Origin of the sequence: Paraburkholderia sediminicola (genome assembly GCF_046026895.1) — a bacterium.
Lineage (GTDB): Bacteria > Pseudomonadota > Gammaproteobacteria > Burkholderiales > Burkholderiaceae > Paraburkholderia > Paraburkholderia sediminicola_C.
The window spans coordinates 142,815-168,734 of record NZ_JAQQEU010000010.1; the positions used below are offsets into that span (position 1 = coordinate 142,815).

The following is a 25,920-nucleotide window of genomic DNA, read 5'->3' on the forward strand; positions in this document are numbered from 1 at the left end:
CAGTGCGTGAAAAGAAGGTCATGCCGAACGGGCGCGCAGCCAGCGCTGCACCGGGTCGATTTGCCACTGTGCCTCGACATACTCGACAAGCCGTTGCGGGACGGGATCGTCATTGACCACGAGGCGCATGAGCATCACAGCGAGGTCCAGGTCAGCGATGCTCCACTTCCCAAACAGATTGGCGTCACCCGGAGGAAGGAGTTTCCCCGCGACCTCGCACAGATGCCGCGCGCAGGCACTGGCACGAGCCGATAGCGGCTTGTGCGAGGGGCTGACGAAGATGACTTCGGTGGGACGCTCGTTCCGGATGGGCTGCAGGTCGCTGCGCAGCCACGCCTGCAACTGACGCGCGCGGGCTCGCGCACGAGTGTCCTGCGGATACAGGGATGGAGCATCCGGAGGTGGCAGCAGATCCTCCAGATACTCCGCGATCGCTGACGACTCGGTGAGGAAGAAGTCGCCGTGGCGCAGCAGTGGTACCCGCGCCGTGAGCGAGGGGTCCGCGAATTCGGGCTCCCGGTTCTGGCGCTGCGCCAGATCGACCGAGCGCACCGAGAACTCAAGGCCCTTGTGGGTGAGCGCCGCGTAGGCGCTCAAGGCCCATGGGCTGGTGAAGTCGGAGTCAACCACCAACTCCATGCTGTTCTGATTCATGTCGATACGCTCCCGTGATTCAAGATCTCTCGCACAACTGAAGATTCGCTGGCTGCTCGAGGTTCCGCTGTCGAGACCGCTGGCCCTCGTAATTGGTGGCCCACACCTCCCCCGTCTCCCCATCTTGCATGACGTAGGCCGGCAGCACCGGCATTTTCCCGAGGCCGCCCGTGCCGTCCACGACGAAGGTCGGCACCGCCGGTCCGCTGATCCAGCCGCGCAGTCCCCGGGCGATCTCGGTCATCTCCGCGAGCGGCACCGTGAACTGCCAGTTGCCCTGGGCGCTATCGTTGGAGTAGACGTAGTAGGGACGTACGCCGATCTCGACCAGCCGCATGCACAGTTCCCGCTGGATAGCGACGCTGTCATTGACGCCGCGCAGCAGCACCGACTGGTTGCCGAGCATGACTCCCGCCCTGCGGAGCATCGCCAGCCGGCGCACCAGCAGCGGCGTGATCTCCTTCGGGTGGTTGATGTGGAGGTTGAGCATCTGCACGTCATGCCGGGACAGCAGCTCGCAGAGCTCTTCGGTGATGCGTGTCGGAAGCTGGACCGGCAGACGCGAGCCGATCCGCAGGAGCCTCACATGCGGGGCTTCGGCACGGAGCCTGGCGAGAATCGCGTCGAGCTTTTTGTCGCTGAGGATCAGCGGGTCTCCGCCGCTCAGCAGCACGTCCTCGATCTCCCGATGCGAGGCGATGTACCGGATACCTGCATCGATAGCGTGGCCGGTGATGGCCGCGTCGGCGTCGGACACCATGCGCTTGCGGGTACAGTACCGGCAGTACGCGCCGCACGTGTTCTGCACGAGGAACAACACGCGCTGCGGGTATCTGTGCACCACCGGCGACCCCGGCTCCCCGATCGAGTTGTCCTCGGCCAGCGAGTCCCGCACTTCATAGGAGCGGATGACGAGTTCGTTGCCCGTGGGCAAATACTGCCTGCGGATCGGGCACGACGGGTCGATGGGATCCATCAGCTGCGCCATGTACGGCGTGACCCTGAAGTTGAACATCGAATACAGCCCTTCTGGCACGTCCTCCACATGCTCCAAAATTCCGGCGAGCTGTGAGTGGTGGGTGTACCGCCTCGATAGCTGCTGGGCCCACGGCTCGCGCTCGGGGTCGTAGGCCATCAATTCCTCGCGTGTCCTCAGCATGCGAGGCCGCACGGCGACGGTTTGACTCGCACCCGACTGATTTGCGATCGGCCCGTCGGGCGGCATGGCGTTCTGGCAACTCATCGCACCGGCTCCGTCACGAGTTGAACCTTGGCGATCAATTCGTCGATACTGCGGCGGATGTCCTCGGAGGTCGCCGCGCGCAGGGCGAACGCGATGTAGTCGTAGGCGTGCTCGATCTGTCGCCCCAGCTTGACCGAGCGCATCGCGTACATGCAGTTCTCCGCGGACAACGCGGCGCAGTGGAAGCCGGTCAACGTGCGGGGCCGCTGCGCGAAGTTCATCAGTAGCCAGCCGGCAGCAGCGTTGCGTCCCAGCTGCCGCAGCCGGGGCTGCAGGCCCAGATCGGTCTCGATGTGAAACCTCAGCAGGTCCATGCCGTAGACATCGATAAAATTGCGGTAAATCTCGCCGCCACCCACCCGGCAAGCGATCTCCAGAAAGACCAGATCGTCGGCCTGGTTACGCACCACTTCGAGGTGGAATACCCCTTCGCGCAGTGGCAACGCGTTGACGACGTTTTCAGCGAATTCGACCAGACGCCGACTCAGGACAGGCTCATCGACCTTCACCGATCCGATAGGCTGGGCGTTCACGTAGTGCTGATAGCAGGTGTTGGTATACGCGTGGGGCACGCAGACGATCTGGCCATCGCGATACCCGCCGTCAATATGGAAGACCTCGCCTTCGACGAACTCCTCGACGAGCACCGAAGACGTGGCGGCGGCGAGCGCGGCCGCAGCCTGCTCCGCGCTGTGGCAGATCGTGACGCCGATGGCGGCGGCGCCGTCCGGACGTTTCACCACGCACGGCACGAACGAATCGGCATCGACCGTCGTCGGCAGCTCGCGCGGAACACGGATGCCGCTTTGCGCCACGCGACGCTTCATCAGCCGCTTGTCACGATAGAGCTCCACATCCGCAGCGCGTGGACCGGGGATACCCAGTTCGTCCCGGATGCGGGCAGCCGGAAGCACACTGAATTCGTCAACGCCGACGACGCGCTCGAACGCAAACGCTTCATGCAAGCTCAATGCGGCCCTCAGCATCTCGTCGTGCTGGTCGAAGTCCTTGACGACGGTCATCCCGTGGATGTGGTCCGGGTCGAGGAAAGTGCGTACCGCCTTGACGCCGCTGTCGTCACACAGGTAGTGGACTTCGTGCAAATCATGGTCCACGTACTGGTGGAAGAAGTGCATCAGGCCACTCCAGTTATTGAGGATCAGGATCTTCACGAAACGTTCTCCTTCAGGGTCGCGCCCAGTTGGCGCATGTGGGTCATCTGGCTGTGTGAGACGAGGGGCAGGAGCGGCCAGCACAACAGGGTCAGGATGGCGGCCGCCGTGCAGGTCTGCGGCACGCCGGCGAACTCGGACATCACCCCCGAGAACAGTGCGCCCAACGGCGCGCTGCCGTAGGAAACCAGGCGATAGAGGGCGTTGGCCCGCCCCAGCAACTGCTCCGGCACCACCTCCTGGCGAAACGTCACCGCAACCGCTCCCCACAGGCCAACCGCCACGCCGATCGCGACGAACCCTGCCAATGCCAACGGCAGGCGGCCCGCAGTGGCAACGATGCCGAGGGCGACTGTAAGGAGAACGATTGAACCGCGCAACACCCAGGCGTCGCCAAGCCAGCGGCGCGCCGGGCCGATGAGCCCCGGCGTGAGGACGGAGCCGGCCGACACTGCGGTGAGCGACGCGGCAAAAAGGTACTGGGTGTCATATCCGAACCGGCGTACATAGAGCACGAGGACGCTGAAGAACGCGGTCATCGCAAAGTTTGCCAGTCCCGTCACGACGGCGAGCGTCAGCAGGATTCTGTTGCTGCACACGAAGCGAGCCCCGTCGAGGAGACTGTCTCCCCACTGTCCATGGGACTCCGCCGTGCGAATCTCACGCGGCTTCAGCGTGCTGAACAGGACCGCTGCTCCGCAATAGGCGATTGCGACGATCACGAATGGAAGCCACTTGCTGAGCGCGAACAGCACGGCGCCCAATGCGACGCCGAGGAATGAGTTCATCACCAGCTCGATGACGCTCAAGCTTGCGTTGGTGCTGGCCAGCGCATCGGCCTCCACGACTGCTGGCACGAGGGTCGGCTCAGCCGTGTTGACGAACACCTCCAGCACACCCACGGCGAAGATGACTACCAGCAGCAGCGCCACCCGCCCCCCGGAGGCAGCCACTGCCAGGGCCGGCAGCATGAACAGGGCCCGCGTTCCATGCGACAGCACGAGCGCACGCCTCGCGCCGTGCCGGTCCACCATCAGGCCCGCGTACAGCGCAAAAAGCAGCCACGGCAGGTGCGTGAGCGCCGTGCTCAACGCGACGACGAACGGCGAGGTCGAGAGTCCCGCGACGAGCAGCGGGAACGCGGACACCCGGACGCCATCGGCCAGGTTCCCGACGGTTGCCGCGAGCATCAGACGAGCGCCTCCACGCGTGCTCATCGGGAGACCTCCATGTGCTCGTCGATCTCACGCGTGAGGCGGGGCAACAAGGGCGCGGCCAGCTCCGCAAGTCCGAGCAGCCACTGGGTGGCACTCGCCGACGGCCGCAATGACACCCACTCGTCGATGGCCCGAGGAAAGACGGCAATGTCGGCGATGCCATCCTGCATGGCATCGCGCACCGTTGCCCGCAGGCGTGCCAGAACCCCACTAACACCATCGGACGGACGCCCAGTTCTGGATGCCTGAGCGATCGCAGAGCGCACCAGATCGACCAGCCTGGCGTGAGCCACCTCTTCGCCGCAAAGTTCGGCTAGAGACAGATCGACGTCTCGCCGCACGTCGAACTTGCGGCAGACATACATGCGGATCGCTTCGGCATCGCTGCCGCTGGCATCGCGCACCCAGATGGCGTGGTTGCCGCTGGTCGACATTTTTCGGCTGTCGAGCTTGTAGAAAGGGCTGATCCACTGATACGTGTACGGCTGGTAATAGCCGGTGGCCATTGCAAGCGCGGGGATGTCGGCCAGCAGTAACCCGGCGTTGTCCTTGCCGTAAGCCAGGATGGAAACCACATCGCTCGCGGCACAGAAGGCGTTTTCTTTCAGATCGAGGCGCGCGCGAGCGAGGTCGCCGAGGAGCAACTGCTCCACCAGTGTGAAGTTGCGGTTATAGACGACCGCTCCCCCGCCCAGCGACAGACCCCAGCTGTCGACATTCGTCCATTGCAAGCGCAGTTCGGGCGCATCCAGACGTCCGGTCACGAGAGGCAGGTACGGCCGCGCGCAAGGGAGAGACTCGAGATAGGCACGCAGCCCTTGAACGGGCGCGGTCACGAATTCAAGGGCGACGGCATGCCAGTGGATCGCCGAACCGTCGATCGTCTCAGGGTCGATCAGCTCGGACGGCAACAGCGAGCGGCCGCACAGGTCGCAGGCGTATCCCTTGACGGCTGCTTTGCAATGGGCGCAGCGGCCGCGAAGCCAGTTCCCGCCAAGGGGTCGTCCCGTCTCGTCAAATGGAAATTTCGCCACACGGCTGCTCACTCGAGAGCCGTACGTCTCGCGCAACTGCCCCACCAACTGGCGCGCGAGCGCGGAGTGAGCCGCGTCGGCATAGTTGATCAGCCCATCGATGTGAATGTCGAGATACTGAAGCTCTGCCGTGATCTGGGACGTGACGACCGCTGCGTGTTCCTGCGGCGTGCGACCATTGCGTTGCGCCGCGACGCAGACCGCGTTGTCGAAGACATCGAAGCCGCCGTAATACGCCACCCGGTTGCCCTGCTGCTCCTGATACCTGCGAAACACATCCAGCGGCAGATATTGCGCGCCCACGTGCCCCAGGTGTAGCGCACCGTTGGGCGTCGGCATGGCCGCCACCAGGAGGTACTTTCTGGGTCCCATTGGTATTCACTCCGTCTACGAGGAAAAGAATCCGTCCACCGTCTCCAGCACACCCAGTGCGCCACTGGAGCCAACATCGAGACAGGCCACGCCGCCCGACTTGAATCGGACGAGGATGTTGCAGGCGCGCCTCTCCCTCGCTTCGAAACAGGTCCCAGCGCACAGCGATCGGACTCGGAAACCCCAATGCGTTCCTGGTCGCGGCGCGCGCACAGGCAAAAAGCATTCCGCCACGCGTCGATGCGGCAACCATGTCGGTCGAAGCAACCGAACACTGACTCACCTTATGCCGCTGTCATGCACAGAACGGGCCACACTTACGGCGAAGTCGCGTGTGGGCCCTTTAACTGCCTGACATCGACGTGCCGTGCCAGTCCAGGGCGGGCGCTGGTTGATGACTTCGAAGTCAGCGAGATAGAGGCGTGATGGTGTTCACCCAACACATATGCGCCGCGTGTTGGCAAAATCCTGTGAAGAAGGAAACAGGAGCGTTCGTAGGCAGCTCGCGACGGATTCAGATACCCTTCGTCGTTACCATGCCCCAGTCGTCACCCGCACTAGCTGCTCAAACTACGACACGGTCGGGTGATCAGCCTGCCAACGGGCGCGCGTCTGGACGCGGGTTTTCCCTTAATCGTGCAAGCGGCTTTGTTAGAAGCGCAATGTTGGCTATCTTTGACTCACCACTGCCAGGCCGAACAGGAGAGGAATCGTGAAAGCATGCAGCGTTATGAATCTGCTCGTCGTCGTGGGATGCGCGACGCTGGCGTCGAATGTCTACGCGCAAGCCAGCAACGCCATGCCGATGGCGTCGAGTCCGGCTGCAAGTTCAGGCAAGGCGACGCCAGCGGACAAGCAGCTGGCTCGCGATGTACGCAAGGCGTTGTCGAAAGCGCCCAACTTCAACGTGTCGAACGTATTTGTCAAGGCGCGCGCCGGTGTCGTGACATTATCCGGCAGCGTGCCGGACGGTCCTCAGATCCAGCAGGCCGCGGATGTGGCGAAGGGTGTGCCGGGCGTAACGTCGGTGAGTAACCATCTGTCGCTCTATACAAAGGGGTACTAACTCTTCGAGGCGGCGACGGGAGGTGCTGGCCGTTTGCCGCCGTGAATGTTGCAAGAGGAGCCGACGCTCCGTGCAACTCACGCGCTGCTTTAGCGCCTTCGACTTGCAATAGCGTTGGCAACGTTACGCCGTTCACGGGCGGTGCTACACGTGACGATTTCAAGCTGCACATTGATGCATCTTCGACAAGCATGCTATCGACTCGGCTTTACCGGTCGTAACCCGTGAGCGTGTTCACTTTTAAGTTAGTAACGTCCCTGGTTTTGACATATATTTTGATCTCCAGGACCGACTACTTGGGGGCACCCATGCGCGCTCGCGATCTCAAATGCAATACTGCCGACAACGCTGCCGTCTCTGATGGCTCGATGGGTTCTCATTCCCGTCTTTGCGCGCGGGTGGTTGCCGCGCTTGCTATAGCTACATGGCAACCTGCGCAGGCGGCCAATCTTGAACCGCGCACGATTGGCCAGATCACCTATCTGTGCGGCGGCGTAGGCCAGGATGAACAGCAGGCGATGCGTGCGCAGGCCGGAAATTTCGACAGGGGGCTACTATTCACACAGGGTTCGCGTGGTAAGTACCTGGCGGGTGTAGATGTCACACTCTCGCGCAATGACGAGGAAGTTGCCTCGTTCAAGGCCGACGGCCCACGCTGCTTTATTTCTGGGCCGGACAGTGCCTATCAGGTCACCGCGACCTACAACGGTGTCCAAAGGCGGACGACTTTGGCCCGGGGCCAGAGGAACGTACACCTGCGATGGTAACGAGCAATGTTCTGCACGGTCGTCGACATCCCAGGAAGGCGTGCTGAACGTCCGCTCCTCGCCCGACTTCTGTCCCACGGTTCCGAACGCAATGGAGCCTCTGCGCGGCGTGGACGCGCTCGAAAAAATTAAGGCGTGTTGCGGATCCTTGACGGGCAGATCGCGATGGCGCCGATCCGCCGGCGCGTTCCGTGTGGCCTGCGCCCTCGCGCAAGAGCCTGCGCCATTGCGGCGGCAGCCACCGGTATTAGCTTCGAGGTTTCGCGCCAGGTCAGACACAGCCGCGTGGCTACAAACGGATTATCGACGAGCGTTTCGCTAGCGGTGGGCGGTCCGCTTGAAGATCGTTTGCATCTGTTGCATTCGTCACGCGCGAAATCCGGGCTTACTCTTGCGGGTGCTTCGCGCGCAGCGAGCCCTGATCCCACATCAACCGTTGCGGGCCCTGCGGCATGCGGCCGCCGCGCGCCACATTCGAGGCAGCGAACCGGCTCGGCTCGCTCGTGACACTTTCCCGCAATGTGCGTGTCGTAGCGTTGGATGGATGCGAGGGCGGACACCGTTGCCCCCTTCCCCGCTTACTGTTCCTCAGGAGGCGCTCATGTCGGCAAAACGCGAGTCGAAACCAAAAACGAAGACGAAAGAAATCACAGTGAAAGCAGAAGGCAAGAAAAAGACGGCCACCAAGGCCACAGCTCAGGCCAGCAAGTCCGCCACGGGTGGCGGGCGCGCAGACCACGCTGCATGGCTCGCCACCGCCGCCGCGCCCCAGTCGCGCGTGCTGAACAGGCCCGTATTCGCGCAGCCCCAGCCGACTGCCGATCCGACGGTGTTTCGTGTGCCTCATCCGTCGGACGCCGCCGCGTACAAGGAGATCGACAAGCTCAATGCGGAACACAAGCTGTTTCCATTGCCGTTTCCCGCGCCGAGAGGCGGCCTGGAACCTCGGCTCTCCCTCGTCGAAGTCATGGGCGGCAACACCGGCGCGATCGACAGGATCACAGCCGCCGGACAACTCGTTTTTCATTCGCTGGGCGACTGCGGCAATACGAAGGGCCCCGCGACCCAGAACGAAGTTGCCGATAAACTGACCGCCGACTTCAACGAAACCAACGCCGCGGAAGTGCCGCAGTTCGCGTTGATGCTCGGCGATGTGGTCTATAGCTTCGGCGAAGGCGCGTACTACTACGATCAGTTCTACGAACCGTACAGGAACTATCCGGCGCCGATCCTCGCCTGCGCGGGCAATCACGACGGGATGGTGTCGCCCGAGGCGCACGCCGCGAGCCTTGCCGCGTTCCTGCGCAATTTTTGCGCGGAGTCCTTTACAGCGACGCCGGAAGCCGGTGGGCTATCGCGTACCGCGCAAATTCAGCCCGGCGTGTTCTTCACGTTCGAGGCGCCGTTCGTGCGCGTGCTGGCGTTGTACAGCAACACGCTCGAAGATCCGGGCGTGATCTCGGACCCCCACATCGGACGCACTCAGCTCGATTTTCTCGACGCCGCGCTCAAACGCGTCAAGGCGGAGAATTTCACGGGGGCCCTGCTGTTCGCGGATCACCATCCGCCCTACTGCGCGGGAGGACATGGATCGAGCACCGCCATGCTGGCGCAGATCGACGCAGTGTGCGAAGCCAACGGCGTCTGGCCCCATGCTTTCCTCTCCGGCCATGCGCACAACTATCAGCGCTTCACGCGCACGCGCAACGCCGACGGCACGCAGATTCCCTACCTCGTGTGCGGCAACGGCGGACATGGTTTGATCAAGCTCGCCGCGCATGGCGCGCCCGCCATCCGGGCGCCGCAGATTCTGCAAGCAGCGTCCGCGACTATGGATCAGGTCGTGCTTGAAAACTACGACGACAGCAATTACGGCTATCTGCGCCTCGTCGTCACCGCGGCGCAGTTGCGCATCGAATATCACTCGGCATCGGACGGACTCAACACGAAAGCACCGAACGACTACGTGACCATCGGACTCGCTGATCGCAAAGTGGCCCATTTCGTCGCCTCGGACATGGGACATCCGAGGGCGGCGCAAGCGATACGCGCATTGATGCACAAGTCAGCCTGACGCTCGAAACGTACCGCCGCGGCGCAATTTTCGGAGCATCAGTGCGACGTTTTCCGGACCTCGGCCGATCGGCGGGCGTAGACCTCTGTTCAAGCCGACTATGGCGGCATCGCGTAGAGGCCTGTCGAGTTAACTACTCGTGCAGGCTACGACAGTTGTATTGAATCCCGCCGATTCGCTCGACCCGCATGAGCGCCTCATATTTCCACGCGCGCGCCCAACTCGATCACCCGATTGGCAGGCAGCTTCAAATAGGCCGCGACATTGCCGACGTTCTGCAGCATGACCGCGAACAGCCGCTCGCGCCACATGGCCATGCCGCTGTCGCGTGTGGGCACCACGGTGGCACGGCTGAGGAAATAAGAGGTGTCCGCGGGCTCGAAGGCCAGGCCCGACGTCTTGCATATCTCCAATGCGCGCGGCAGATCAACCTCATCCATGAAGCCATAGGTGATCGTGATGCGGTAGCAGTCCGATCCGAGCGACTGGATGCTCACCCGCTGGCTCGCCGGCACCCAGGGTATCTCCTCGTTATTCACTGTGAGGAAAACCACGCGCGCGTGCAGCACGCGGTTGTGCATCAGGTTGTTGAGCAGCGAGTGCGGGACTCCATCGGGATCAGCCGACAGGAAGATCGCCGTGCCGTCGACCCGCGTCGGTGAACGGGCAAGCAGCGTCGCGAGGAATGGCCCCAGCGGTGTCGTCCCAGCCCTCACGCGTGCTTCGGCGCGCATCATTTCCCAGCCGCGCCCCCATGTCGCCATGACCGTGTAGATGATCAGGCCGACGAGCAGCGGGAACCAGCCGCCTTGCGTGAGTTTCAGCAGATTCGCCGAGAAGAATGTCGCGTCGATGATAAAGAAAAACAGCGTCGCGAAGACACACAGCCACCAGTTGTAATGCCACGCATAGCGCACCACGAAGAAGGTGAGAATCGTTGTAATCAGCATCGTGCCGGTCACCGCGATACCGTATGCGGAGCCGAGCGCCGTCGACGATCCGAAGCCGAGCACGGCCGCCACGACGGCAGCCAGTAACGTCCAGTTGATGCCCGGCACGTATATCTGCCCCATCTCCCTTTCCGACGTGTAGACGACGTTCATCCGTGGCAGGAAGCCGAGTTGCATCGCCTGTTTCGTCATCGAATACGTACCCGAGATCACGGCCTGCGAGGCGATGACGGTCGCGATCGTCGCGAGCGCGATCATCGGATACAGCGCCCATTGCGGGAACATCCGGTAAAACGGATTCTGCAGCGCCCCCGGCTCGGCAAGCAGCAACGCGCCCTGCCCCATGTAGTTCAGCGCGAGTGCGGGGAACACCAGCCCGAACCAGGTCAGCCGGATCGGCTTCGCACCGAAATGGCCCATGTCCGCATACAGCGCTTCGGCGCCCGTCAGCGACAACACGACCGCACCCAACGCAACGAAGGCCAGCCACCGGTGATGCAGGCAGAATGCGAGTCCGGTGAACGGATTGAGTGCGACGAGTATCGCGGGCGCTTTCGTCATGTTGACGACGCCCACCACGGCAAGCACCACGAACCAGAGCACCATCACCGGCCCGAAAATCTTGCCGATACCGGCCGTGCCGCGCTTTTGCATCAGGAACAGCGTAATCAACGCAGCCAGTGTCACGGGTATCACGCACGTCTTCAGAAACGGCGCGGCGACCTCCAGCCCTTCAACCGCGCTCAGCACCGAGATGGCAGGCGTGATCACGCTGTCGCCATAGAAGAGCGCTGCACCCATGATGCCGACGGCCAGCAGCGTACGACGCAACCGGGCCCGCGTCGTCACCGACGAAGCAGCCAGCGCCAGCAGCGCCATGATGCCGCCTTCGCCGTGATTGTTCGCTCGCAAAATCAGCGCGACGTACTTGAGCGAGACGACGACTGTCAGCGACCAGACGATCAACGACACGATGCCGACCACATTGAGCGCATTCAACGTAAGCCCGTTCACCGGATCGAACACGGTCTGCAGTGTATAGAGCGGGCTCGTGCCGATATCGCCGTAGACGACACCCAAGGCAGCGAGTGCCAGTGCCGACGTCGCCGGCCGGGGACGCACGGGGTCGTCGTGGTGGCCCGTCTCGGATGCGGCAGGTGCAGTCAGGCTCATGTCTCGCTCCAGATTGGCGCTGCTGCGCCGCGACGCACGCGATGTGCCACCCCATCGCGTGGAACAACGCGCGCTTTTTCGCGCTTGTTCGATCGTCAGGCTGCCTAATGATCAGTTGATTGGCTTGCAGCCGTCGTGTTCAAAGTATAGGGAAGCAACATTGGAAAAGCAGTCGCGACTCGTGATATTGCTTTCACTCCGGGACAGCCAGGTCCACGTAGTGGTTGTCCTGGCGGTAAAGCTTGCCGAGCCCGTCTCGCCACCGCGCGGATTGTCAGCTCCCGCATTGCACAAAAGTTGCCGCTCGATGCCGTACGGACTTACCCGAATGCAATAAAGTATTAGTCTTCGGTCTTATTTTCAGTGGTGGGATATCGGCATCAGCGCTAACTTTCTCTCATGGCTGGGCACGCCAGGTTGTACGTGCACCGCAAAAAGCAAAGCAGTCTTGAGGAGGAAGACAGATGCACACGACGCTGCGTGCCACAGCGCACCCCGATGGCCCCCACGCCAACATCGCGCAACCGGACCTGGAACTGGTCGCGGTGCCGCGCGACGAGTCGTTCAAGGTCTGGTCGCATGGGTATCCCTATCGCACCGTGCGCTGGCACTTCCACCCTGAATACGAGATTCAGCTGATTACGTGGACGACGGGCAAATACTTCGTCGGCGATTACATCGGCGATTTCGCGCCCGGCAATCTCGTGATGGTGGGATCGAATCTGCCGCACAACTGGGTCAGCAATGTGCCGCATGGCGAGCATGTGGAGGAACGCTGTCTTATCCTGCAGTTCGACGCGGAGTTCGTCGCGCACGCGATCCAGGCTTTCCCGGAACTCAAGCGCGTGGAGTTGCTACTCGATGCCTCGCGTCGTGGCGTGCTGTTCACACCGGAAACGGGCGCGGCCGTTGAACCGGTCATGCGCGAGATGTTGTGCGCGCAAGGCATCCGGCGCCTCACGTTGTTTCTTGCGTTGTTTGATCTGCTCGCGCAAAGCGTCGCGCCGGTGACGCTCGCAAGCGCGGCTTATTGTGCGGACCCAGCGCGCTATGCCGAGTCGCGCATCAATCACGTGCTTTCCTACCTCGGCAAGAACCTGTCGCAAGAGTTGCGCGAAACGGAGTTGGCCGAACTCGCGGGACAGAGCGTCAGCGCCTTTTCGCGCTATTTCCGGCGCCACACCGGCGTGCCCTTCGTGCAGTACGTGAACAGGCTGCGCATCAATCTCGCGTGCCAGTTGCTGATGTCAGGCGAACTGAATATCACCGATATCTGCTATCAGGTCGGCTTTAATAACCTGTCCAATTTCAATCGCCAGTTCCTGTCGCTGAAGGGCATGTCGCCTTCGCGATGGCGCGCCTGTCAACGACTCAATGCTGCCAGTGCGAATGACTCGCGTGACGCCGCGCGTGTCGCTAACGCATTTGAGGCGCATGATGGGCATTGATCTGGACAACGCTGGCCACCACCCGACGAACTTCAACAAGAAGCCGCTCCCGCGGTCCAATCACGGCAGCACCCGCGCCGGAATTTTCTAAAAACGGAGACACTCGATGACCCGACTTTCGAACCGCCTGATCGGCGCTAGCGCCATGAGCCTGAGCTTGATCGGCAGCACACCGGCACTGGCCGCGCCCAGTGGCACGGTCGCCTTCCTGATGCCCGACCAGGCATCGACGCGCTACGAACAGCATGACTTCCCCGGCTTCAAGGCTGAAATGGGCAAGCTCTGCCCCGATTGCAAGGTGCTCTACCAGAACGCCAATGCCGACGTCTCGACGCAGCAGCAGCAGTTCAATTCGGTGATCGCGCAAGGCGCCAAGGTGATCGTGCTCGATCCGGTGGACTCGACGGCCGCCGCGTCGCTGGTCCATATGGCCCAGGGCCAGGGAATCAAGGTCATCGCTTATGACCGGCCCGTGCCCTCCACGCCGGCCAACTACTACGTATCGTTCGACAACGAAGGTATCGGCAAGGCCATCGCGCAGTCGCTCGTCCAGCATCTGAAAGAGACGGGCGTGCCGACCAGCAAGGGCGGCGTGCTCGAGGTCAACGGTTCGCCGACAGACGCGGCCGCGGGACTGATCAAGAAGGGAATCCACGCCGGGTTGGAGGGCAGCGGCTACAAGACGCTGGCCGAATACGACACGCCGGACTGGGCGCCGCCGAAGGCCCAGCAATGGGTCAGCGGGCAGATCACGCGCTTCGGCCCGCAGATTGTCGGCGTCGTGGCCGCTAACGACGGCACGGGAGGCGGCGCCGTCGCGGCCTTCAAGGCAGCCGGCGTCAATCCGGTGCCACCGGTGACCGGCAATGACGCGACGATCGCGGGACTGCAGTTGATCATCGCGGGCGACGAGTACAACACGATCCTGAAGCCGAGCGAGATCGTCGCGGCCGCAGCGGCGAAAGTCGCAGTCGGCTACCTTTCCGGCCAGACCCCGAAGGCTGAAACGACGCTCTTCAACACGCCGTCTCAACTCTTCAAGCCCGCGGTCATTACGTCGAAGAACCTAAAGGCGGAGGTCGTGGACAAGGGGTTCGCGAGCGGCAAGGACCTGTGCACCGACCGCTATGCCGAAGGGTGCAAGAAGCTGGGCATCACGTACTGATCCGGCGCAAACGCGAAGCAAATGCGACGCAAGCCGCGGACGGGATCCGGCGCTTGCCGGGTCCCACTACTCTCGATGAGGTATCCGTCCCATGACTGACAACTCCACAACACGATCCGGGCGTGGCGAGCTGGTGCTGAGCCTGCGCGGCGTTTCGAAGAACTTCGGAGCGGTCTCGGCCCTGACGGATATCGAGCTCGACGTGCATGCCGGCGAAGTGGTCGCCCTGGTGGGCGACAACGGTGCCGGGAAATCAACACTCGTGAAGGTTCTCGCCGGGGTCCATCAACCCAGCACCGGCACGATCATGTTCGACGGCAAGGAGGTCACGCTGCCCGATCCGGGCGCGGCGCTCGATCTCGGCATCGCCACGGTGTTCCAGGACCTCGCGCTGTGCGAGAACCTCGATGTCGTCGCGAACATTTACCTTGGGCGCGAGCTGAATCCGCTACGCCTCGACGAAGTCGCGATGGAGGTGAAGGCCTGGACGCTTCTGAACGAGCTTTCGGCCCGCATCCCGAGCGTGCGCGACGTGGTTGCCTCGCTGTCGGGCGGACAGCGCCAGACCGTGGCGATCGCGCGCTCGTTACTGCTGGACCCGAAGCTGATCATGCTCGACGAGCCCACGGCGGCGCTGGGTGTGGCCCAGACCGCCGAGGTGCTGAACCTGATCGAGCGGGTGCGCGACCGCGGCCACGCGGTCATCATGATCAGCCACAACATGGAAGACGTGCGCGCCGTGGCGGATCGGATCGTGGTGCTGCGGCTCGGCCGCAACAACGGGGTCTTTTATCCCGACTCCTCGAATCAGGAGCTGGTGGCCGCGATCACCGGCGCCACCGAAAACGCCGTGTCGCGCCGTGCCGGGCGCCGCCAGGCCGAACAGGGCGCCTAGCCAAAGGAATGATCATGACCGATGAAACGCAAGGCGCCCCGCAGCGTGAACCGCAAGGCGCGCCGCCGTCCACGCTGCTCGACCGCAGCGATATCCGCGTCAAGCACGCCACGGGCATTGGCGGCACCGTGTCCGCCTTCGTCGAACGGGTGCGCTCGGGCGATCTGGGTTCGTTGCCGGTCGTCGCCGGCCTGATCATCATCTGGACCGTGTTCACCAGCCTGAACCCGGTGTTCCTGTCGGCCGACAACCTGGTGAACCTGCTGTTCGACTGCTCGACGGTCGGCGTGATCTCACTGGGCATCGTCTGCGTGCTGATGGTGGGACAAATCGACTTGTCGGTGGGCTCGATGAGCGGCTTCGCTTCGGCCCTCGTGGGTATGCTCTGGGTCAACCATGGCTGGCCGGTGCTGCTGGCGATCGCCGCCGCCATCGCCGTTGGCGCGCTGGTCGGCGCGCTATACGCGCTGCTGCTCAACCGGCTCGGCATGCCGAGTTTCGTCGCGACGCTGGCCGGACTGCTCGCGATCCTCGGGATGCAGTTGTACGTCCTCGGCGCCACCGGCTCGATCAACCTGCCCTACGGCTCGACCATGGTGAATCTCGGGCAGCTCATCATCATCCCCGCTGTCATCGCGTATCTGATTGCGCTGATCCCTGGGGCCGTGATGCTGGTGATCGGGCTGCGCACGCGTGAGCGCCGCCGTGCGTCCCAACTCTCCGCGCCTTCGGTGGGCAGCCTTCTCGTGCGCGCCCTCGCCCTCACGGTCCTGCTGGAGGCCGTGGTTGTCTACCTCAACCAGGGACGCGGCGTCCCGCTGATGTTCGGTATCTTCCTCGGCCTGTCGGTCGCGATGGACTATGCGCTCAAGAGAACCCGCTGGGGCCGCTCGATGCACGCGGTCGGCGGCAATCACGAGGCTGCGAGGCGGGCAGGCATCAAGGTCGGCGCCATCTACACCAGCGCGTTCGTGCTGTGCGCGAGCCTCGCCGCGCTCGGCGGCGTGCTGACGGCGGCGCGGCTCGCGTCGGCCAGTCAGCAGGCCGGCAGTGGTGACGTGAACCTGAATGCCATCGCAGCGGCGGTGATCGGCGGCACCAGCCTCTTCGGCGGCCGCGGCAGCGCGTATTCGGCGGTGCTGGGCATCATCGTGATCCAGTCGATCGCCAGCGGCCTGACGCTGCTGAACCTGTCCTCCTCGCTGCGCTTCATGATCACCGGCGCGGTGCTGGCCATCGCGGTGATCGTCGACTCGCTCGCCCGGCAGTCGCGCGTCTCGCATGGCCGCGCGTAATTCCAGACCATTCAGGAGAGCAATGCATGTCTGAATCCATCAACGGAAAGGTTGCCGCCATTACCGGCGCGGCATCGGGTATCGGTCTGGAGTGCGCGCGCAGATTCATCGCGGCCGGCGCGAAGGTCGTTCTGATCGATCGTGCGCGGGACCGGCTCGAACAACTCTGCACGGAGCTGGGTCCGAACGCCCTGCCGCTGGTCGTGGATTTGCTGCAGCCCGCCGAGGTTTCCGCGCTGCTGCCCAGGATCCTCGAACTTGCCGGCGGCCTCGATATCTTCCATGCCAACGCCGGCGCCTACGTCGGCGGCGACGTGCTGGACGGCAATCCGGACGACTGGGATCGCGTGCTGAACCTGAACGTCAATGCCGCGTTCCGATCGGTCCACGCCGTGCTGCCGCACATGGTCGCGCAGAAATCGGGGGATATCATCTTCACCAGCTCGATCGCGGGGATCGTCCCGGTTGTGTGGGAGCCGATCTACACCGCGTCCAAATTCGCGGTGCAGGCCTTCGTCCACACCACCCGGCGCCAGCTCGCGAGGCATGGCGTGCGGGTCGGCGCAGTGGCTCCCGGCCCGGTCGTCACAGCCCTGCTCGACGACTGGCCGAAGGCGAAGATGGACGAAGCGCTCGCGTCCGGCAGCCTGATGCAGCCGGGAGAAGTCGCCGAGGCAGTGCTCTTCATGCTGACGCGGCCACGCAACGTGACCATCCGCGATCTCGTGATCCTTCCAAACAACGTCGACCTTTGAAACGCGTGACAGGAGCGGTGCCGCCGTGGCGCGCCGCCCACCCGGAACGCCTCCCACGACACGCAATGTGCGGGCAATCAGCAGGCAGCGAGCCATGACCTCAGAAAATCCGATCCCCGGCGCGACAGACAGCACGCGCTATGTCATTGGCGTCGATGTCGGCACGGGCAGCGCCCGGGCCGGAATCTTCGACCTTGCCGGCCGCATGGTGGCCTCGGCCAGGCGTGACATCACTCTGTTTCAGGCGAGCGGTTCCATCGTCGAGCAGTCGAGCGGCGAGATCTGGAACGCGGTCTGCGAGTCCGTGAAGGATGCGTTGTCGCAGGCCGTGGTGCCACCCGATCATGTCGTGGGCATCGGCTTCGACGCCACCTGCTCGCTCGTCGTGCTGGGTCCCAGGGGACAACCGTTGCCGGTGGGCCCGTCGGAGCAAGCCGAACGTGACATCATCGTCTGGATGGACCACCGCGCCGTGGAGCAGGCCGAGCGTATCAATGCGACGGGCCACGAGGTACTGAAGTTTGTCGGCGGCAAGATCTCGCCGGAAATGGAAACACCGAAGCTGCTGTGGCTGCTCGAGAACAAGCCAGGCGTCTTCGCGGCAGCCTGGCAGTTCTTCGATCTGACCGACTTCCTGACCTGGCGCGCCACCGGGGATCTGTCCAGATCCACCTGCACGGTCACCTGCAAATGGACCTATCTGGCGCACGAACGGCGTTGGGACGAGAGTTACTTTCGCGGCGTCGGCCTGGGCGTGCTGGCGGACGAGGCGTTTGCGCGCATCGGCCAGACCGTCGTCGACCCGGGTACGCCGCTCGGCAGCGGCTTGACGGGGCAGGCAGCTGCCGAGCTTGGCCTGCGAGCCGGAACGCCGGTCGCCACGGGCGTGATCGATGCCCACGCGGGAGGGATCGGCACGGTCGGTGCCGAGGGTAAGCCGGAAACCTGCCTCGCCTACGTCTTTGGCACCTCATCGTGCACGATGACCACGACCCGCAGTCCGGTCTTCGTGCCCGGCGTGTGGGGACCTTACTTTTCGGCGATGGTGCCGGATGCATGGCTCAACGAGGGTGGGCAATCGGTGGCCGGCGCCGCGATAGAACGGCTGCTTTCGATGCATCCCGCGACCCCCGCGGCCCGGCAACAGGCGGAGCAAACGGGCCAGTCATTACCGGCGATGCTCGCGGCCCTCGCCGTGCAGGCGGTGGCCAGTTTGTCGGGCGCGGCGAAGCTGGCGAACGGCCTGCATGTCGTTCCGGAGTTCCTCGGAAACCGGGCCCCGCTGGCCGACCCGCACGCGCGAGCCGTGATTGCGGGACTCGGAATGGAAGACGACCTGAACAGCCTCGTCGCCCTCTACGTTGCGGGTATCTGCAGTATCGGTTACGGCCTTCGGCAGATCATCGAAGCGCAGGCTCAGGCCGGCGCGCCGATCGAGCGGGTGGTAATCAGTGGCGGCGCGGGGCGACTCGATCTCGTGCGGCAACTGCTCGCCGATGCGACAGGTAAGCCCGTGCTTGCCACGCAAGCGGAAGAACCTGTCCTGCTGGGCGCCGCGATGCTGGGCGGCGTGGCTGGCGGAAAATTCGCCGACGTTCGGTCGGCAATGGGCAGCATGTCGCGGATCAGTAAGACCTACGAGTCGGCCGAAGGCGACATCGCCGCACTGCATGAGGCGCGCTATCGTGCCTTCGGGCAGTTGCAGCGCGTGGCCCGCGAGATTCGTTAGCGCTTCGCCTCCTCTTGCCTGGAGCCCATGGCCGCGGCAATGCGGCTTTGTGCCGCGACGAGTTGGTCGTCCGTGGTTGCCACGAGCCACAGACGCGCGTGCTCCGCGATCCGGCGGTTGTGGTCCTTCAACGGGCCCATCGCGGCAGCTGCCTTCCAGACCACCGGACCGATCCGGCTTTGCCTGCCCGACGGCGCGCCTACCAGCAGGCAGTAAGGTCCCAGCGGAAGCGATACAAACGGAAGTGCCGGACTGGCGCGCACGCGCCAGTCGATGAAGGGCGCCTCGCTGGTGAGCAGCGGCACGGGCAAGCCGTAAAGCACGCTGAAATCGTACAGCGCCAGTTGTTCCGGCATGCCGGCGTAAATGCGCCGGACGTCTTCGACTACCGCCGCACGGATCTCGTCCTCGAACATGGGTTCCTGCGCGTAGCGGGCAAATGCCTGTCGAGCCTCCCATTGATATGCGCTGAACAGACCGAGTGCAACGCAGTCCTGCACTGCCCGTTGAACCTCCGCTACCGAACCCGCTTCCTCTGGCTTGCCCATCTGCGCAGCCCGCAAAAACCGGGCAAGTCCCGCCTCCTGGATCGCAGGACCCTCCTCGGATACATCGTCTGGAGCGTCCTTACCAAGGGGTACGTAGATATATTCCTCGGCTGCGAAATGCGATTTCTTGCCTTCATCGAACTTGATCTCGCCATCAACGCAGTCCAGATAGCGAGTGCCGATTCGACCATGTTCCCAAACCCAATTTTTCAGGAGCGGACGTAGTGGATGCAGTCTGTCTTGATCGGTCATTGAAACCTCCAGGTGCCTCAGTATAGGTTCAGGTTGCCGATTGCTTTGTGGAGGACATAGCGATCGATTCACGCCAGGCCAACATGGTCGCTCACAGCGCCTCGCGGCGCCCTCTGCCCCAACTGCTCGCCAAACTGCAACGCAGCAAGCTGGGCATACAGCGGGGAACTCAAAAGAAGTTCGGCGTGACGACCTTGCGCGACGATTCGCCCCTGGTCCAGCACGACAATGCGATCGGCCTGCTGGACGGTCGCGAGGCGGTGTGCGATGACCAGTGTGGTGCGATTCTGCGAGGCATTGTCCAACGCCTTTTGCACCAGCCTCTCGCTGGCGGCATCGAGCGCACTGGTGGCTTCGTCCAACAGCAGGATGGGCGGATTCTTCAGGATCGCGCGAGCGATCGCAATGCGCTGTCGCTGTCCGCCGGACAGTCGCACGCCTCGCTCGCCGAGAAAGGTGTCGTAGCCGCGCGGCAGTTCTTCGATAAAGCCGGCCGCGGCGGCCATGTCGGCAGCCCGCTGCACTTGCGCGAGGGTTGCGTCGGGCGCGCCATAGCGGATGTTATCGAGCACACTGCCCGAAAAGATCACCGATTCCTGCAGCACCACGCCGATCTCCTTGCGCAGTTCGACGAGCGGCACATCGCACGTCGGGACGCCGTTGATCAGAATGCGGCCGGATTGCGGATCGTAAAAGCGCAGCAGCAGCTGGAACAGCGTGGTCTTGCCCGCGCCGGACGGGCCGACCAATGCGACATGTTCGCCCGGGCGGACCTCGAGCGAGAGTGCTGAAAGCGCGGCAATGCCGGAGCGCGACGGATACGAGAAGCTGACGTTGTCGAAGCGGATGCCCTCGCCTTGCAGAGGCAGCGCGACCGTGGTCCCGGCCTCCACCACCGGCGAGGGCGCCGCCAGCAATTGCAGCAAACGTTCGGTGGCGCCGGCCGCACGCTGCAGATCGCCCCAAACCTCGGCGACCGCTCCCACGGCGCCGGCCGTGAACACTGCGTAGAGGATGAACTGGGACAACTGGCCCGCCGTCATGCGCCCGGCCAGCACCGCCTGCGCCCCGAGCCACAGCACGAATACGATGGCGCTGAACACCAGCACGATCACCACGGCGGTCAGCCAGGCGCGCGCGCGAATGCGCGTGAGCGCGGTGTCAAAGGCTGCCTCGACCGCGCCGGCAAACCGATGCGCCTCGAAAGGCTCCTGCGTGTACGACTGTACGGTCGGCATGGCGTTGAGCACCTCGCCCGCCAACGCGCTCGTGTTCGCGATCTTGTCCTGGCTTGCGCGCGAGAGCCGCCGCACGCGCCGGCCGAAGATCACAACAGGCGCCACCACGACGACCAGCGTCGCGATGACGTAGCCGGACAGCACCGGGCTCGTCACCGCCAGCATCGCCACGCCACCGGTCAACAGGAAGAAGTTGCGCAACCCAAGCGACAGGCTGGTCCCGACCACCGTCTGGATCAACGTGGTGTCGGTGGTGAGCCGTGACAGCACCTCGCCTGTCTGCGTGGTCTCGAAGAACTGCGGGCTCATCCCCAGTACGTGATCGTAGACCGCACGCCGCAAGTCGGCCGTGACCCGCTCGCCCAGCCATGACACGAGGTAAAAGCGCAACGCCGTGGCGCCGGCCAGTACCAGCGAAACGACGAAGAGCGCGAGGAAATAACGATCGATGTGCGCCCGGTCGCCCCCGGCGAAGCCACGATCGATCAGGTACTTGAACGCCACCGGCAACACCAGTGTGGCGCCCGCCGACGTCACCAGCGCCACGAACGCGAGCGCCCAGCGCCCGGCGTATGGGCGCAGGAAGGGAAGCAACGCAATCAGGGGGCCGATACGAGGTGAAGGACGCGAAAACGGCGAAGACGTAACAGCGTCTGGCATGTGGATTCCCAAGCGGATCGAATATCCTCCCGATTGTGCCAGTCCTACGAATTCGAGGGCGCTTCACGTGCTTGCCGCGACGGTCCATCTGGATCAAGATCGAGTCGGCACATCCGGAACAGGCCATTTCCATGACAGACGACTCCGATCCCGACAAACTGAAAGGCCCGGGTGGTTCGACGTTGCGTCAGATCCACGAACAGGTGCAGAAGAGTGTCGAGCGCGACCGTGAAGAGCAGGCATCGCGCAAGGCTATCGCTGCACGGCGCAGCAGGTGGCAACGTTGGGTGCGCTACGTGTGGGGCCGCAGCGGGCGTCGCTAGACGGCGAGCTTGCCGCTTACCCTTCAGTGAAGTCGAAGGCCGCAGCACAATCGTGTCTGCTGGTTCCAGCTTGCGCTCTTTACCGATAAGGCACGTCCCAGCGCACGCCCGTCAGGATCACGCAAAAATCGGCCGCCGCACGCCATTCGCCCTGTCCGCCAGCATTTTCACATAGAGTCTCTCGAGACCCGCGGCTAACGCACTACTATCGAAAAGGTGAGACGAGCGGGCCGCGACGACCTTCTCCTTGATGTGGGCCAGAAAGCCCGGCATGCGAACGAGTGCCAAAGCGATCTCGTGATACTGTCTGATCGAGCCGCATGCCAGTTCCGGCAAGTCCGCCGCCGCCAGCAGGCTCGATGCAACACGGCTCGCAAAGGTTTCGCCTCTCATCGTCACGAATGGCACGCCTGCCCATAATGCGTCGCTACCGGTGGTATGTGCAGTAACTGGAAACGAATCAAGAAACAGGTCCGCCGCCTGCAGTCTTGCCAGATGCGCATCTCGTTTCACGATAGGCGCAAACACAATGCGCTCGCGACTGATGTCTCGCAGCGCCGCCGCCTCCCGAATGTTCTGCCTGCCCTCTTCGCTACGCGCCAGCATCCACAGTACGCTGCCTTCAGTCTCGCGCAGCAGGTCGCACCACACGTCGAACATCTGGGGCGTCAGCTTATAGAGTTCATTGAATGAAGCAAACACGAAGCCATGCTCGGGCAACCCATAGTGTGCGCGCCCTTGAAACGAACCCACCGTACGCGTCCTGTCATTGGGCTGATAGCACATCGGGAGCACCGCGAGTAATTCTGAAAAGTCATCGGTATCCTCCGCTGGCGTAACCCACCGGTCGCCGATAATATAATCGGCTAATCGCTCGTGCCCGAGCGTGCCGGGATACCCAAGCCAGTTCACCACGACAGGTGCGGGTCGCCAAGCGCTGATGCCCACTCTTTCGTGCCCCGTATAGCCCTTCAGATCGACAAGAATGTCCACCTGATCGTCGAAGATTCGCCGGGCTGCCTGCTCGTCGGAAAGAGCACTGATGTCAATGAACTTATCGACAAGCTGTTCGACCTCATTGCGCGAAGCGTCGTATATCTGTGGACCGTACGAATAACAATGGATCCGGAACCTTGTACGGTCATGAGCAGCCAACACTCCCTTGAGTAGTACTATCGTCGCATGATCGTAGAAGTCGGCCGACGCATAACCAATCCTGATCAGCGGCTCATTCGTAGCGCGTTTGTTCCCTGCAAGTGGCCGTTCAGCCAGTGCGCCCGCGTACCGCTCCCGGGCCCAGTCGTAAGCACATCTACGCAGTTCCTGCGACGTCATACCGGGTAGCCGCAGCAAGTCGAATGGACACAGGCCAGCCGCCGCGTCCACAGATATCATTGCTCCCGCAAGCTCCGTGAACCACTCGTCATCGCTCCACTGCGCGATCTTTCCGGCATTGTTGATGGCTTGGGACAGCGTTGCCCCGTCACGTCCGTCAAGACGCAGCGCCCGGATGTATGCATCATGCGCCTGTTTTCGTTTGTTTTGGGCGACAAGCACAGTGGCAAGAGTACTCCAACCGGCAACCTGTTCGGGTGCCAGTTTGACTGCATGCAGGAGATGCTGCTCTGCGGCACCTGGATTCCTTGCCGCGATCAACGACCTGGCAAGGTTCGAACGCAGTTCGATGCGATCAGGATGGTCGCGCACGGCGAGGCTCAGCAGCCGGACGGATTCGTCCAGATTTCCGTTCGTTCCGTTGATCACACCCGACAGATTCAGACTCTGGATGTGATGCGCGTCGATCGCGAGGATTGTCCGCAGGATATCCAGCGCAACCAGCGGCTCGCCGGCACGATAGATCGCATATGCACGCGCGTACTCCGTATCCAGGTTTTCGTACTCCAGGCTCATCGCCCTGATCTCCCACTGTGGTTACCTGCAACTTGCATACGTTCGGACATACGCCAGGTCCGTTTCAGTTCCACAGTAACCGGAACAAAAAAAAAGAAGTGTGCACGTGTCATCCACGCGCACACTTCCCCGCTTCATGTCACATCCTTAGTGAACCGTGACGGCACTTACCCCCGTTTGAACCCAGACGTGGGCGGTCGGATCCAGATTCGACGTGTACACGTGATATGCCGTCCCGTGGTACTGCACCGTGCCATCGGACGACCAACCGTTCGTACCTGCTGTCCCCACACCACTGCCCAGCGTCAGCGCCGAGTTGCTTCCGCCTTCCACGGTCAGGATCTTGTTCGGGGTCATGTTCAGCACGTCCGCCGTATTAAGTGTTAGCGACGCACCGTTGTTACCCATGTTCAGATCGCCGATGTTGTGGATATTGGCGGTGTTCAGCGTCACGCTGCCAGACAGACTCGCCCCGAGGCTCAGCGTGTTATGACCGTTTGCACCACCGTCGATCGACGCAAAGCCCGTGTTGTTGATGACGATCGTGTTGAGGTCGTTGCCGGCCCCCTGGAGTGTAACGCCGATGTGACCGCCATCAGAGAGCGTATGAACTCCTCCCCCTCCGACGTCGCCCGGACCGGCCAAGGTCGCACCGTCCGCGGACGCAGCCATGTAGCTTGCCGTAACAGGATGCGGCGTCGTGTCCCCGACGCTTCTGAGGGTCGCGTCTGCATTGTAGACGGCGGTAACAATCGAGCCGTTGCTGGAAGGAGAGGTCGTCGGCGCTACCGTCGAGGTCACCCACGAAATCGCGTAACCGCCATCTGCCAGAGCCGAAACCGTCGGCGAATAGTTGTATTGGCCAGACGTACTGGAGCTGATGAGTTGTGACGTGCCAATCGCATTGCCGGCCGCGTCATACTCCTGAGCATAGATATTGGATACAGTGGACGAGTAGACGCCTCCTGCTGTTGCCGCCTGACCCCATACCTCGACATAACCGCCCTGCTCCAACCCCACAACGGCCGCTTCCTTGGCAATTGAATTGGCCGTAACGCCGACGTAACCCGCGTTGTTGTTGGTATCAACACGCTGTTCCGTGCTGAACCCTGCGACCCAGCTTGAGGTGGCGCCGCTCCACGTATAAGTCTGTTCGTACAGATGGAAGTTTGAAAGCTGACCGCTTGTGGCAACCGTGCCGTTGCTGGCGAGCGAGTCGGATGCCCATACGACCACTACCCCCCCTTCCTTCAATGCGGCGACGCTCGGGGCTAGCGAGTCATACGTACCCGTTGTCTTGGACAGGTTGACAGGGGCACCAACCGCACCGCCCGTCTCATCTACCAGTTGCAGATACGAATGGTAGTAGGTACCTGCTGTCCCGGTGCTGACGCCACCCGACAAATTGCTCTGATATGCCACGGCAAACTGACTGTTCGATACCTCATTTCCGCCAACCAGCGATGCAGTCACGCCAGAAGTACTGGTGGCGTTGTTACCCGTAATAGTGAGGGTACCGTAGTATGAGTAACCGGATGAGCCATTAGTGTTCGCCACCAATGTCTGACCGGAGCCGTTCAGGGCTCCACCGGCAGTAAAAGCTTGGTACCCGACACCAAAATTACTTGCGTATCCATGAGTGTAGACGGCAACCAGGTCTCCATTGCCCAGTTGGAGCAAGTTCTCCGACAGGGTATTACCGGCGGTGCCTGTGTAATTGGGACCGGCGGAAGGGGTGAAGGCTACCCCGCTGGTCTGCTGACCGTTTGCGTTGTAGAGCTGCAGGACCACCGTCGGGGAAAGTGAGCCGCTGGCGGCGGGAGCAATGGTACTTAGCGTCTCAAAGGACCCATCCGGGTTGGCGATGGATGCAGTCAGCGCACCATCTTGATTCCGGCCATTCCAATCGTAGTATCCGAATTCGGTCGACCCAGCTGGAGCCGCACCAAGATTCACGGAACTGGCCAGCGTTACGGGGG

At 62.8% G+C, this 25,920-nt stretch carries 20 protein-coding genes; 10 read left to right on the forward strand and 10 right to left on the reverse strand.

Translation table 11 applies throughout. The features are described 5' to 3' along the window. Window positions 1-18 precede the first annotated feature (18 nt). The 5 genes from yfcF to PQR02_RS10110 are packed head-to-tail and all read right to left on the reverse strand — an operon-like array spanning window position 19 to window position 5,692. Entirely contained in the window at window positions 19-654 is a 636-nt protein-coding gene (gene yfcF, locus PQR02_RS10090) for a glutathione transferase (RefSeq protein WP_408229161.1), read from the reverse strand. 19 nt (window positions 655-673) lie between these two features. Continuing rightward, a complete protein-coding gene (locus tag PQR02_RS10095) occupies window positions 674-1,897 on the reverse strand; it encodes a KamA family radical SAM protein (protein WP_408229164.1) in 1,224 nt (407 codons plus the stop codon). Further along, on the reverse strand, window positions 1,894-3,069 hold the full coding sequence (locus PQR02_RS10100) for an ATP-grasp domain-containing protein (RefSeq protein ID WP_408229167.1): 1,176 nt from the start codon (window positions 3,067-3,069) through the stop codon (window positions 1,894-1,896). Before PQR02_RS10100 ends, PQR02_RS10095 begins: the two co-directional genes overlap by 4 nt. Then, window positions 3,066-4,286: an MFS transporter gene (locus PQR02_RS10105; protein ID WP_408229170.1), complete on the reverse strand. Its 1,221-nt coding sequence runs from the start codon at window positions 4,284-4,286 to the stop codon at window positions 3,066-3,068. The genes PQR02_RS10100 and PQR02_RS10105 overlap by 4 nt, the downstream gene beginning before the upstream one ends. Beyond that, window positions 4,283-5,692: a class I tRNA ligase family protein gene (locus PQR02_RS10110; protein ID WP_408229173.1), complete on the reverse strand. Its 1,410-nt coding sequence runs from the start codon at window positions 5,690-5,692 to the stop codon at window positions 4,283-4,285. The genes PQR02_RS10105 and PQR02_RS10110 overlap by 4 nt, the downstream gene beginning before the upstream one ends. A 730-nt stretch (window positions 5,693-6,422) precedes the next feature. Here PQR02_RS10110 and PQR02_RS10115 point away from each other — a divergent pair. The 3 genes from PQR02_RS10115 (at window position 6,423) to PQR02_RS10125 (ending at window position 9,599) form a co-directional block, all read left to right on the forward strand. Beyond that, window positions 6,423-6,758, forward strand: coding sequence for a BON domain-containing protein (locus tag PQR02_RS10115; RefSeq protein WP_408229219.1), 336 nt, complete (start codon window positions 6,423-6,425; stop codon window positions 6,756-6,758). A gap of 368 nt (window positions 6,759-7,126) precedes the next feature. Beyond that, window positions 7,127-7,525: a hypothetical protein gene (locus PQR02_RS10120; RefSeq protein ID WP_408229222.1), complete on the forward strand. Its 399-nt coding sequence runs from the start codon at window positions 7,127-7,129 to the stop codon at window positions 7,523-7,525. A 601-nt stretch (window positions 7,526-8,126) separates the two neighbouring features. Continuing rightward, complete coding sequence (locus PQR02_RS10125; RefSeq protein WP_408229176.1) at window positions 8,127-9,599, forward strand: metallophosphoesterase family protein; 1,473 nt, start codon at window positions 8,127-8,129, stop codon at window positions 9,597-9,599. Between the two features lie 197 nt (window positions 9,600-9,796). Here PQR02_RS10125 and PQR02_RS10130 read toward each other — a convergent pair whose 3' ends face one another. Next, window positions 9,797-11,722, reverse strand: a complete 1,926-nt coding sequence (locus PQR02_RS10130; RefSeq protein ID WP_408229179.1) for a potassium transporter Kup — start codon at window positions 11,720-11,722, stop codon at window positions 9,797-9,799. 464 nt (window positions 11,723-12,186) lie between these two features. Here PQR02_RS10130 and PQR02_RS10135 point away from each other — a divergent pair, with 464 nt between their 5' ends. From PQR02_RS10135 to PQR02_RS10160, 6 genes are all read left to right on the forward strand, one after another. Beyond that, entirely contained in the window at window positions 12,187-13,170 is a 984-nt protein-coding gene (locus tag PQR02_RS10135; protein ID WP_408229182.1) for an AraC family transcriptional regulator, read from the forward strand. Window positions 13,171-13,276: 106 nt separating this feature from the next. Then, complete coding sequence (locus PQR02_RS10140) at window positions 13,277-14,335, forward strand: ABC transporter substrate-binding protein (RefSeq protein WP_408229185.1); 1,059 nt, start codon at window positions 13,277-13,279, stop codon at window positions 14,333-14,335. A gap of 91 nt (window positions 14,336-14,426) precedes the next feature. Then, window positions 14,427-15,230, forward strand: coding sequence for an ATP-binding cassette domain-containing protein (locus tag PQR02_RS10145; protein WP_408229188.1), 804 nt, complete (start codon window positions 14,427-14,429; stop codon window positions 15,228-15,230). 14 nt (window positions 15,231-15,244) lie between these two features. Continuing rightward, complete coding sequence (locus tag PQR02_RS10150) at window positions 15,245-16,525, forward strand: sugar ABC transporter permease (RefSeq protein WP_408229191.1); 1,281 nt, start codon at window positions 15,245-15,247, stop codon at window positions 16,523-16,525. Window positions 16,526-16,551: 26 nt separating this feature from the next. Beyond that, window positions 16,552-17,280 (forward strand): SDR family oxidoreductase, encoded by a 729-nt coding sequence (locus tag PQR02_RS10155; protein ID WP_408229194.1) that lies wholly within the window; start codon window positions 16,552-16,554, stop codon window positions 17,278-17,280. Between the two features lie 94 nt (window positions 17,281-17,374). Then, window positions 17,375-19,009, forward strand: a complete 1,635-nt coding sequence (locus tag PQR02_RS10160; RefSeq protein WP_408229225.1) for an FGGY-family carbohydrate kinase — start codon at window positions 17,375-17,377, stop codon at window positions 19,007-19,009. Here the strand turns inward: PQR02_RS10160 and PQR02_RS10165 are convergent. Further along, window positions 19,006-19,809 (reverse strand): hypothetical protein, encoded by an 804-nt coding sequence (locus tag PQR02_RS10165; protein WP_408229197.1) that lies wholly within the window; start codon window positions 19,807-19,809, stop codon window positions 19,006-19,008. The two genes, PQR02_RS10160 and PQR02_RS10165, sit on opposite strands and share 4 nt — an antisense overlap. 68 nt (window positions 19,810-19,877) lie before the next feature. Next, on the reverse strand, window positions 19,878-21,707 hold the full coding sequence (locus tag PQR02_RS10170) for an ABC transporter transmembrane domain-containing protein (protein ID WP_408229200.1): 1,830 nt from the start codon (window positions 21,705-21,707) through the stop codon (window positions 19,878-19,880). A 131-nt stretch (window positions 21,708-21,838) separates the two neighbouring features. Between PQR02_RS10170 and PQR02_RS10175 the strand changes: the two genes are divergently transcribed. Then, entirely contained in the window at window positions 21,839-22,030 is a 192-nt protein-coding gene (locus PQR02_RS10175; protein ID WP_408229203.1) for a hypothetical protein, read from the forward strand. A 117-nt stretch (window positions 22,031-22,147) separates the two neighbouring features. Here the strand turns inward: PQR02_RS10175 and PQR02_RS10180 are convergent, their stop codons facing one another. Both PQR02_RS10180 and PQR02_RS10185 read right to left on the reverse strand, forming a co-directional pair. Next, complete coding sequence (locus PQR02_RS10180; RefSeq protein WP_408229206.1) at window positions 22,148-23,941, reverse strand: O-linked N-acetylglucosamine transferase, SPINDLY family protein; 1,794 nt, start codon at window positions 23,939-23,941, stop codon at window positions 22,148-22,150. A gap of 147 nt (window positions 23,942-24,088) precedes the next feature. Continuing rightward, on the reverse strand, window positions 24,089-25,920 hold a 1,832-nt coding region (locus tag PQR02_RS10185; protein ID WP_408229209.1), incomplete at its 5' end, for a beta strand repeat-containing protein.